This is a genomic window from Flavobacterium sp. (assembly GCF_036741995.1).
Taxonomy (GTDB): Bacteria; Bacteroidota; Bacteroidia; order Flavobacteriales; family Flavobacteriaceae; genus Flavobacterium.
Genome location: NZ_DAINRG010000020.1, coordinates 14,944 through 26,685, shown reverse-complemented (window position 1 = coordinate 26,685; position 11,742 = coordinate 14,944). Strand labels below are relative to the sequence as shown.

At 39.8% G+C, this 11,742-nt stretch carries 8 protein-coding genes; 5 read left to right on the top strand and 3 right to left on the bottom strand.

Going from position 1 to position 11,742, the window contains the following annotated elements; all coding sequences use genetic code 11:
* The first annotated feature begins 2 nt into the window (after positions 1 to 2).
* Positions 3 to 860, top strand: coding sequence for a KPN_02809 family neutral zinc metallopeptidase (ypfJ, locus tag V7D82_RS07830; RefSeq protein ID WP_333600422.1), 858 nt, complete (start codon positions 3 to 5; stop codon positions 858 to 860).
* Positions 861 to 1,020: 160 nt separating this feature from the next.
* Complete coding sequence (locus V7D82_RS07825; protein WP_333600421.1) at positions 1,021 to 2,370, top strand: hydroxymethylglutaryl-CoA synthase family protein; 1,350 nt, start codon at positions 1,021 to 1,023, stop codon at positions 2,368 to 2,370.
* Here the strand turns inward: V7D82_RS07825 and V7D82_RS07820 are convergent.
* Positions 2,367 to 3,902 carry a YifB family Mg chelatase-like AAA ATPase gene (locus V7D82_RS07820; protein ID WP_333600420.1) on the bottom strand — a complete coding sequence of 512 codons (1,536 nt, stop codon included), beginning with the start codon at positions 3,900 to 3,902 and terminating at the stop codon, positions 2,367 to 2,369. The two genes, V7D82_RS07825 and V7D82_RS07820, sit on opposite strands and share 4 nt — an antisense overlap.
* Positions 3,903 to 4,033: 131 nt before the next feature.
* Here V7D82_RS07820 and V7D82_RS07815 point away from each other — a divergent pair, with 131 nt between their 5' ends.
* Positions 4,034 to 5,230, top strand: coding sequence for a sensor histidine kinase (locus V7D82_RS07815; RefSeq protein ID WP_333600419.1), 1,197 nt, complete (start codon positions 4,034 to 4,036; stop codon positions 5,228 to 5,230).
* 1 nt (position 5,231) lies between these two features.
* On the opposite strand, the gene V7D82_RS07810 is transcribed toward V7D82_RS07815, so the two are convergent.
* On the bottom strand, positions 5,232 to 6,134 hold the full coding sequence (locus tag V7D82_RS07810; RefSeq protein WP_333600418.1) for a patatin-like phospholipase family protein: 903 nt from the start codon (positions 6,132 to 6,134) through the stop codon (positions 5,232 to 5,234).
* Positions 6,131 to 8,218, bottom strand: a complete 2,088-nt coding sequence (locus V7D82_RS07805) for a M1 family metallopeptidase (protein WP_333600417.1) — start codon at positions 8,216 to 8,218, stop codon at positions 6,131 to 6,133. The genes V7D82_RS07810 and V7D82_RS07805 overlap by 4 nt, the downstream gene beginning before the upstream one ends.
* Positions 8,219 to 8,325: 107 nt before the next feature.
* Here V7D82_RS07805 and recG point away from each other — a divergent pair, with 107 nt between their 5' ends.
* Positions 8,326 to 10,434, top strand: coding sequence for an ATP-dependent DNA helicase RecG (gene recG, locus V7D82_RS07800; RefSeq protein WP_333600416.1), 2,109 nt, complete (start codon positions 8,326 to 8,328; stop codon positions 10,432 to 10,434).
* Between the two features lie 231 nt (positions 10,435 to 10,665).
* Complete coding sequence (locus V7D82_RS07795; RefSeq protein ID WP_333600415.1) at positions 10,666 to 11,724, top strand: efflux RND transporter periplasmic adaptor subunit; 1,059 nt, start codon at positions 10,666 to 10,668, stop codon at positions 11,722 to 11,724.
* The last annotated feature ends 18 nt before the right edge of the window (positions 11,725 to 11,742 follow it).

Below are 11,742 nucleotides of genomic sequence, written 5' to 3'. Positions count from 1 at the left end.
TTATGAAATGGGATAAACAAGAAAGCGGCAATTTTGAAGACAGAAGAGGGATTTCGGGTCGCAGCAAAGCCCTCATTGGTGGTGGAGCAATCGGTATTATTATACTATTGCTGAATATGTTTGGAGGCGAAACAGGCCAATCCATTGGCAACATTCTACAACAAACACAAGGAACAACAACCCAAACCGATAGCACAAAAACCAGAGAACTATCGGCAGAAGAAAAACAATTAGGCGATTTCTCGGAATCTTGTTTTGTTTATAACAACAAAACCTGGACGAAACTATTTGAAGAAAACAATCAGCCATACCAAGAACCCGGAATGGTACTTTTTGACGATGATGTAACCACGGCTTGTGGGGATGCGACCTCTGCATCCGGCCCATTTTACTGTCCGAGCGATAGTAAAGTTTACATGGATTTGCATTTTTTTGAAGAACTAAAAACCCGTTTTGGTGCCGAAGGTGGCGATTTTGCCATTGCCTATGTTATTGCTCATGAGATGGGACATCACATCCAAAATCTAATGGGGACTTCTACCAAAATGCGGCAATTGCAAGAAGGGAAAAGTGAAGCCGAAGCCAATAAACTTTCAGTTTGCTTAGAGTTGCAAGCCGATTTCTATGCCGGAGTTTGGGCGCATTACAATAAAAACCTACTCGAAGAAGGTGATATAGAAGAAGCCTTGAGTGCTGCCAATGCCGTTGGGGATGATGCCATTCAAAGTAAAATGCAAGGCCAGGTCGTTCCCGATAGTTTTACCCATGGTACTTCTGAACAGCGCATGTACTGGTTTACCAAAGGTTTCAAAACCGGTGACATTTCACAAGGCGATACGTTTAAAGAACTTTTAGATTAAAAAATCTCAGTTATGACAGTGAAAAATCACAATTCAAAAATTTAAAATCTCTTTTTTTGAATTTATCATAAATCGTATCCAATCAACCTATTTTAAAGGCAATTTCAATTAAAACTGAAGCTGCCTTTTTTAATTTTGTAAATCAAAAATTGGAACACTAATGAAAGTAGGCATCGACAGTATCGCATTTGATATTCCCAAACTATATCTTCCCATCACCACCTTAGCTGAAAACCGAAACATAGAAGCCGACAAGCTCATCAAAGGCCTGGGTTTGCACAAAATGAGTTTCCTCGATGTGCATCAGGATGTGGTGACTTTGGCCGCCAATGCCGCACTGCAACTTATCCAACAGGAAAACATCAATCCAAAAGAAATCAACAGAATCTATGTGGGAACTGAGAGCGGTATTGACAGCTCTAAACCTGTAGGTTCTTATGTTTTGTCGCTTTTGGAAAGCCAATTCGGTGAGGCCAGTTTCCGAAATTGTGATGTCGTCGATTTGACTTTTGCCTGCATTGGTGCGATTGATGCGTTGCAAAATTGCTTAGATTTTATCCGATTGCATCCCACTAAGAAAGCCATGGTCATTGCTTCGGATAACGCCAAATACGATTTGAATTCCACCGGAGAATATACGCAAGGTGCCGGTGCCATTGCGATGCTGATTACAGCCAATCCGAGAGTCCTGAGTTTTTCACAGGAAGTGGGTGTAGCCACGGAAGGCGTTTTCGATTTCTTTAAACCGCGCCGCTATGTTGCCAAAGAAACATTAGGATTAGAAGACAATCCCGAATGGCATGGCATTTTGGAAAATGAAATCGCCATTTACAAAGAGCAGCCCGTTTTTGACGGTCAGTATTCCAATCAATGCTATATCAACCGAATTACCGAAGCATATGACCATTACAAAACGGAAAGCAACCAAAGCGAAAAACTCTATGAAAACTGGTCTAACATCCTGATGCATCTTCCCTATTGCTTTCAGGGACGACGCACTTTCATCGAAATTTTTGCCAAAGAAAACCCGGAATTACTTGAAACGCAACTTGGAGACACTGCCAAAGACAAAATCAAAACCTTGGCCAAAAGCCCGGAATATTTGAACCTGGTCACTCAAAAAATACTGCCTTCCGAGATGGCTTCAGGACAAGTAGGAAATTGCTATACCGGCTCAATTTTCTTGGGATTGGTATCAACACTTTGCTATCATTTCCAACAAAAAACGGAATTGGCAAATCAAAAAATGGGATTCATTGCTTACGGCAGCGGTTCTAAGTCTAAAGTTTTTGAAGCAGAAGTGGCAACAGAATGGCAATCAGTAATCGGAAAAGTAAAACTGTTCGAAACCTTGGAACAAGCTACAGCGATTGATTTTACCATATATGAAAAACTCCATAAAAAGGAATTGAAACAATCGGTTATCGCGCCGAAAAAAGAATTTTATTTAGACCATATTGAAACAGAAGATCCCGTTTTAATTGGGGCGAGGTATTATAAATTCGGCTAACCCAACCATCCTTCTCTATCCAGACTTCTGTATTGAATGGCTTCCGCAATGTGATTGGAATTGACTGTTTCTGATTGCTCTAAATCAGCTATAGTTCGGGATACTTTTAAGATACGATCATAAGCTCTGGCTGAGAGATTTAAGCGCTCCATCGCGGTTTTCAACAGTTGCAATGAAGCAGCATCTAAAGCACAAAATTCCCTGATTTGTTTGGTACTCATCTGTGCATTGTAATGAATGGTATTTAGTTCCTCAAAGCGTTGTGATTGAATTTCACGAGCTCTCGTAACACGCTCTCGAATCAACACACTGCTTTCAGCCGGGCGGGTTTCCGTCAGTTTTTCAAAAGGTACGGGGGTGACTTCAATATGAATATCAATTCTATCTAATAAAGGTCCCGAAATTTTACTCAAATACCGTTGCATCTCGGCAGGTGACGAACTTACCGGCGCATCGGGATCGTTAAAATAACCACTTGGACTCGGGTTCATACTCGCCACCAACATAAAGGAGGACGGATAGGTAATCGTAAATTTAGCTCTGGAAATGGTTACTTCTCTATCTTCCAATGGTTGCCGCATTACTTCCAGCACTTCTCTTTTAAACTCGGGCAATTCATCCAAAAATAAAACTCCGTTATGAGCTAATGAAATCTCACCCGGTTGCGGATAACTGCCGCCACCAACAAGCGAAACAGAGGAAGCTGTGTGATGCGGACTTCGAAATGGGCGCTGGTTCATTAACCCAGCTTCTTTTATCTTGCCCGCAACACTGTGAATTTTGGTGGTTTCTAATGCTTCCATTAAAGTCATTGGTGGTAAAATGCTTGGCAGTCGCTTAGCCAGCATCGTTTTTCCGGAACCCGGCGGGCCAATCAGAATAATATTATGTCCGCCCGCCGCCGCAATTTCCATGCAGCGCTTAATGCTTTCCTGTCCTTTGACATCGGCGAAATCAAACTCAGGGAAATCTAAGGTTTTATAAAATTCATCCTGTGTATTGATGACAGTTGGTTCGAGCGTTCCTTTATCTTCAAAAAAATCAATGACCTGCAGTACATTTTCTATTCCGTATACCTCCAAGCCACTAACAATAGCCGCTTCCTTTACATTTTGCATCGGCAGAAAAAAACCTTTAAATCCTTCTTCTTTGGCTTTGATTGCAATGGATAAGGCACCTTTTATCGGTTGCAAACTACCATCGAGAGAAAGTTCTCCCATGATGATATATTTATCCACTTCCTCAGATTTTATTTGTCCCGATGCCGCCAAAATTCCGACAGCCAAAGTCAAATCATAGGCAGAACCTTCTTTGCGTAAATCGGCAGGCGCCATATTAATTGTGATTTTCTTTACCGGAAGTTGGTATTCGTTATTTTTCAAAGCCGCTGCAATGCGATAGCTACTTTCTTTAATAGCATTATCGGGCAAACCCACCAGATGATAGCCAACTCCTTTGTCGATGTTGACCTCAACAGTTATAGTGGTGGCTTCTACTCCAAAAACGGCACTTCCGAAAACTTTTACTAACATAAAACACTTACATATCATAACAAATATAAGTATTGTTCTACAAATAAAACTTTAATTTAAACAAATTTTAAGAATTGTTCAACGACGTTATCCCTGACTATTAATAACTTTGTAATAACAAATACCACATAATGATAGAAGCACGATTGCCCGATAATGAAGCCAAGCGCTTAAGAGTATTAGAAGAATATCAAATATTAGACACCAAAAATGAAAAGGATTTCGATGAAATTACAAAATTGGCCTCTGAAATATGTGAAAGCCCAATATCTTTAATTTCATTAGTAGATGCTGATAGACAATGGTTTAAATCTGCGCATGGTTTGTCTTCAAAAGAAACCCCTAGAGCCTTATCGTTTTGTGCCCATGCTATACATGATGAAGCTATTTTTGTGGTAGAAGATGCCCGCAAAGATATTCGTTTTCATGATTCGCCTTTAGTCACCAGCAATCCAAATATTGTTTTTTATGCCGGTATTCCTTTAATTGATAAAGATGGTTTTGCCTTGGGTTCCTTATGTGTCATTGACAATAAAACTAAGAAACTTAATGATTTTCAGCAAAAAGCGCTGAAAACGCTGAGCCGCCAAGTTTTAAAATTGATGGAAATAAAAAAGTTAAATTATAAATTAAACGCCAAAAACAATTTGTTAAAGGAAAACTATAATGAGTTAGAACGCTTTTCCCATGTAGTTTCCCATGACATTAAATCTCCTTTAAACAATATTTTAGGGCTTACCGAATTATTAAAAGAAGAACACTGCCAGGTAACCAATCCGGAAGCTAATTTATATATTGATTTGATTAAAGAATCTTCAGATAAATTAAAAGCCTACATTGATGCCACTTTAAAAGCTTATAAAGAAGGAACGTTAGTGGCTGATGAAAAAGAATTTTTCTATTTAAACAGTGTGTTAAAGGAAAATCTTAAATTATTAAATCCGAGAAACGAGTTTGAGATAAACCTACCCGAAAACATTGAAATCTTTAATTACAAAGCCCTTTTTGAGCAAATATTTTTAAATCTGATCAGCAACGCCATTAAATACAATGATAAACCCAAAGTCATTGTAGATATAAATGTTAAAATCTCTGAAGATTTTTACAGCATCATCGTTAAAGATAATGGTATGGGCATCGAAAATGACAAATTTGATCTAATCTTCGATATGTTCTATACGCTGGAAAAAGTAGACCGTTTCAACAATACCGGAACAGGAATAGGACTTTCAACGGTTAAAACTTTAGTTCGTAGAGCCGGTGGTGAAATTACTGTAAAATCAAGACTTGGTATAGGAACAGAGTTTGTCTTAAGATTCAAAGCCTAAATTACTGTAAATTATCACTCATTAGTTCGCTTTTGTTTTTAGCGTAATCATAGCCTTGTTGCCACCAAAGCTTCATTTTGTCTTTGTTAAAAATCAGGGCGTTATTAGTCAATTGTGTTGGTGTATAATACAAATTGAGTTTTACATTCTTGTTATTTGCCGCCAATTTGCCAATGGTTATATCGTGCTTCTCCACCTGATTCAACAGCGTTTGAAACAAATCAATCAGTAACGAAAAAGGGTTTTTACCAATGCGTTTGGGAGCAATTTGCATTTCGGTTTCCAAAATAACCACATCCACTTCGGTAGCACCGCGGTTAATGGCTTCCCGGATAGGAACCAGACTCGAAAAACCACCGTCGCCATACTCACAGTTGTCTTTGGTTACCAAACTCATAAACGGAATGTAATTGCAGGAAATCCAAATCCAGTCGCAAAATTCATCGTACTCAAAATCTTTAATCGATTTGTATTCGACTTCATTTTTGGAAAGATTGGTCACCGTAACCACTATATTGCAAAAGGATTCCTTGAGTTGCTTGAACTCGGCCAAAGTAAAATTTTCCCTGATATAACTCCGCAATTTGTGGCTTTCGCCAAAAGTTCGCTTTCCCCTGAAAAATTGTAACAACACATTAAAGTGATTGATGGTAACGATATCGCCATCCTCCCTTTTTTTGACCACAAACGGGTTGATATCAAAAATTTTGCCCATCGTCACACTGGTATAAATGCCGTAAATTTTATCGACATTGCCCAACGCCAGATGCGGAATCAACAAACTACCGGTAGAACTTCCGATGAGTAAGTCGTATTGATGTAACTTTTCCTGAAGTAAATACTGCGCCACACCACCCCCAAAAGCGCCTTTACTTCCACCGCCCGAAATTACTAATGCTCTCATAGTTTTTCGCTTAAGAGTTTTTGCAATTGCATTTTTTCGGTTTCCGAAAGGGTTGGCAACAGCGATTCGAATGAACTTCTAAAACCATCCAATTGTAATAATTCTCTAATTTTATCGCGACCAAACTTGCTGAATTGCCATTTGTAATGGGTTGTAGCATTGACCAGGTTTTTCAAAACTGTCGCATCTTTATCAGTAATCGTCATCGCATTAATAATGGCATTTTGACGCACCGAGCTTTCGTATTTTGAAGATGTATAATCAACCAGTTCCGCATAGTAATTGGTTTTGGCACTGCTTTCCACATCCGTAGAAAGTACTGCAAACGTCAAAAACAAAATGCGCAAACTTTTGTCATTACCCCCTACCCAATTTTGGGTTTTCGCCAAATAAATGCTGCGACTGTCCGGAAAATTTTTCCACAAATTCATAAAGGCAATTTCTTTAGTGTCATACGAAGCATCGTCCAATAAAGTCTCATATTGTGCTTTAAATTCAACCGGAATATCATCGGTAAATTCGGCCACTGATTGGCGCACTTTGATATCGTTGGTTTGCAATGCCAAAGTCAGTAATTCCTTTTTATCGTTAAACGGAATATCTTTCATTTGGTATAAAATCTCCGTTTTCACTGGATAAAACACTTTGGATTGCAGCAATGTTTTAAACTTTTCCTTATTCTCAGCCAATGCTTTTTTGCGCAATTGCTGTGTCTCAAAAAGCGTTTGTATGAACTGATTTTTCTTCAACAATGCATTGGCTTCTTCGGTTGGAAAATGATAGTCTTCCAACCAGGTTTTTCGGAATTTTTCGGTATCAAAAGTGGGAGCTGCTTTTTTAATTTCTGCCAAAAAATCATCGGTTTCCACATTTTTATATTGGTACTTTTTCAGATACGATTTGACCGCTTTCTGAAAGACTTTAGCGCCAATAGTTTCCCGAATGGTATGCAATGCCCAAGCGCCTTTTTGGTAAAACGATAACGAACTCGCCTTATCATTCAGCACCGGAATCGTATCGCTTTTGGCAGCATTGCGCAATTGCAACGAACTGCGATACAATTGGTGGTAAAAATAATCATCGCCAAAAACCTGTCTTTCGGCCAACAACGCATAATAAGTAGCAAAACCTTCCTGCAACCAATGCTGCTTTCCGGATTTTGCCGTAACCAAATCGCCAAACCATTGGTGTGCCAACTCGTGCGCATTGACATTCACATAATTCCGGTCGTTGAAACCTATCCCATCAATGACATAATCCTGCGCAAAAATGGTGGTGGTGGTGTTCTCCATTCCGGCATACAGGAAGTCTTCCACCGGAATTTGTTTGTAGATTTTCCAAGGATATTTTACGCCGATTTCTTTCTCCAAATAGTCAAAAATCTCTTTGGAATAGCGGTAGGTGGCTTCAAACTTAGCCGTGTCCTTCGGTTGGATAAACAATTGCAACGGAATCCCCGATTTGGAACCAATCGCTTTATTGCTGAAATCACCAATCGCCAACGCCAGCAAATAAGAACTCATTGGCTTTTGCATTTCGTATTTCCAAATTTTCAGGTCTTTATTCGGGAAAACATCCTTCAAAACCCCATTGGCTATGACATTGTACTTTTTATCAAACGAAATAATCATATTGAAAATCACTTTCTCATTCACATCGTCAAAACTAGGAAACCAATGACTCGTATATTTCCCCTGTCCTTGCGTCCAAATTTGTTGATTGCTTATAGTGGCATTACTAAAATCGCCATTAAAATACATCGTTTGCTTTGGAGTAGCTTCATAAGTGAATGTGACAGTATTTTTTCCTTTACTAAAGCCTTCAAACAAATTGAGTGTTTTTCCTGAATTACTAAATTTAACCGGTTGGTTATTGATTTTCACTTCGGAAAAAGTCATCTGCTTCGCATCAATTTTGATGGTGTCTATGGCTTCTTTTACTTCAAAAACATACCGAACTGTACCGGAAACTTTCTTCGCTATCGGATTAATGGTAAGGTTACCGTAAGCCGTTTTGAAATCCACTTTAGCAGTTTGCTGGGCAAAAGTAAAAACAGTAAATAAAAGGAAAAACAGTAGGCGCATTTGGCAATAGATTTGTTGATACGAATATAATCATTTTCAAATTCACTCATTTTCAAATTTTCAAATTAAAAAACTATCTTCGCTATGATTATTGCTAATGCTCTAAGATGTCTAACAATCTCCTGCAAACTCCTATCGAATACCTAAAAGGCGTTGGCCCTCAACGCGGGGAATTGTTGCGCAAGGAAGTTGGGATTCATCGGTATGAAGATTTGCTGAACTTTTATCCGAATCGGTACATTGACCGGACACGGTATTACAAAATCAACGAATTGAATAATAATGTAGCCGAAGTGCAAATCATCGGCAAAATCATCAACATCAAAACGGTCGAATTCGGTAAAGCTAAAAAACGTTTAGTAGCCAGTTTCGCTGATGAAACCGGGCAAATGGAACTCACATGGTTTCAAGGGCACAAATGGATACGCGACACCTTGAAACTCAATACGCTTTATGTGATTTTTGGAAAAGTAACCAACTTCAACGGGCAATACAACATGGCGCATCCCGAAATGGAGCTGCAAAACGAACACGAAAAAAGCCTGCGTTCTGCCATGCAACCGGTATATCCTTCGACGGAAACGCTGACCAATCGTGGAATTTCCAACAGAGTCATTACTAAAATGATGCAGCAAATCTTTTTGGAAACCCAAGCCAAATTCGCCGAAACCTTGCCGCTATATTTAGTGGATGAATTGAAATTGATTCCGAAAAACGCCGCTTTGTTTAACATTCATTTTCCGAAAAGTCAAGAACTGTTGGCAAAAGCGCAATTCCGATTGAAGTTTGAAGAACTGTTCTTCATTCAATTGCAGTTGATTACGAAAAACCTGGTGCGCAAACACAAAATCAAAGGGCATCCGTTTACAGTAGTGGGCGAAAATTTTAATAATTTCTATCAAAATCATTTGCCGTTTGAACTGACCAATGCGCAGAAAAAAGTACTGAAAGAAATCCGAAACGATATGGGCACCAACGCCCAAATGAATCGTTTATTGCAAGGCGACGTAGGTTCTGGAAAAACAATAGTGGCTTTGATGGCCATGCTGATTGCTTTAGACAACGGTTTCCAAAGTTGCCTGATGGCGCCAACAGAAATTTTGGCCAACCAACATTTCAATGGGTTAACCGAATTGGCCAAAGATTTAAACATCAACATCAAAATACTAACCGGTTCTACCAAAACAGCCGAGCGGAAAATCATTCACGAAGCACTGGAAGACGGCAGTTTGCACATACTCATCGGCACTCATGCCTTGTTGGAAGACAAAGTACAATTTAACAATTTAGGGTTGGCCATTATTGACGAGCAACATCGTTTTGGTGTAGAGCAGCGCTCCAAACTTTGGCAAAAAAACAACATTCCACCACACATCTTAGTCATGACCGCCACTCCTATTCCGCGTACCTTGGCAATGAGTTTGTATGGAGATTTAGACATTTCGGTGATAGACGAATTGCCTCCGGGCAGAAAACCGATTCAAACCGTGCATCGTTACGACAGCAACCGCTTGAAAGTTTGGAGATTCATCAAAGACGAAATTGCCAAAGGCCGCCAAATCTACATTGTTTATCCATTAATTAAGGAAAGTGAAACGATGGATTACAAGGATTTGATGGACGGTTACGAAAGCATTTCCCGGGATTTTCCGTTGCCGGACTACAGCATTTCCATAGTGCATGGCAAAATGAAACCTGCCGATAAAGACGCCGAAATGAAACGCTTCTCCGAAGGCAAAACCAACATTATGGTCGCCACTACAGTAATTGAAGTCGGTGTGAATATTCCCAATGCCAGTGTGATGATTATTGAAAGTGCCGAGCGTTTTGGCTTGTCGCAACTCCATCAGTTGCGTGGTCGCGTAGGACGTGGCGCCGAACAGAGTTATTGTATTTTGATGACTTCTTTCAAATTATCCAACGATAGTAAAATCCGTTTGGAAACGATGGTCAAAACCAACGACGGTTTCGAAATTGCCGAAGTGGATTTGAAATTGCGCGGTCCGGGCGACATCATGGGCAAACAACAAAGCGGCGTACTCAATCTTCAGATAGCCGATTTGGTCAGAGACAAAGACATCCTATTATTGGCCAGACAAAAAGCCCTGGAATTGTTGAAAAAAGATGCTTCGATGACTTTACCTGAACATCAGGCTTTGCGGGCTGTTTTTATCGAACTCACCAAAAAGAAAAACATTTGGAACTACATCAGTTAAAATGGTTTCGTCAGTTCGAGTGGTTTTTACGGAGTAAAAATTGTATCGAGAACCTATAGAAAGACAATGCTTCCCGATACGGTTTTGTTTCACAAAATCACTCGAAGTGATGTATCGTAGCTAAAATTTGTATCTACAACTGTTAAATAAAAATTAAGGGTAACGCCACTCTCACTAGTAAGATTTAGTTTTGTAGTTCCAAACTTCAACTTACTAAAGCAACTCACTAGGATGAAAGTAAAATACCTTGTCATAACCCTTTTAATCATTGCTCTTGGCGTGATGATTGGGTATAGAATCACCAAAAACAAAGCCGAAAACGAAAAAGGAAACGACAAAAACGGTAAAAAACCACCCATTGGCGTTAGTGCCATAGTGGTACAACCTCAGGATTTTTCCAATGCCATTTCCCTTTCCGGATCTATTGAAGCCAATGAACAAATCGAAATTCACAGCGAAGTGTCCGGAATTGTAGAAAGTATTTCTTTCTCCGAAGGCAGTCAGGTGAGCAAAGGACAGGTATTATTGAAAGTCAATGATATAGAACTTAGAGCACAATTGGCACAAGCCAAAACCAAAGAAAGCTTAGCTTCTGAAAACGAAAGAAGAGCCCGATTGCTGTTGCAAAAAGAAGCCATCAGCCAGGAAGAATACGACATTGCCAGTGCCGATTACCGAACCGCCAAATCCCAAACCCAATTGATTCAGGCGCAAATTGGCAAAACGTCCATCAGAGCGCCGTTCTCAGGAAAAGTGGGTTTGCGCAATATTTCGCCCGGAACTTATGTAACGCCAACAACTTTGATTGCTAATTTGGTGAACACCAATCCGCTGAAAATCACTTTTTCCATTCCTGAAAAGTATGCTTCCGAAATTGTAAAAGGCTCCCAAATCACATTTACGGTTCCAAACATGACGGAGAAATTCAGTGCCAAAATTTATGCTCTCGAACCCGGCATTGAATTGGCCACCAGAACCTTAAAAATAAGAGCATTAACCGAAAACTCCAACGGAAAATTATTGCCGGGCACCTTTGCCAATATCGAATTACCGCTCCGAAATATAAAAGACGCTATCATCATTCCCACCGAAGCTATCGTTCCGGTGCAAGATGGAAAAACTGTTTTCATTGCCAATAACGGCAAAGCGAAAGTGGTCAAAGTGGAAACCTTAACCCGCACCGACAAAGATGTGGTCATTACTTCCGGACTGAAAGTGGGCGACACCGTCCTGACTTCGGGCGTGATGTCATTGAAAGACGAAGCCGACATCAAAGTGAAAATCAAATAAACTTCAGCCACCCAAATT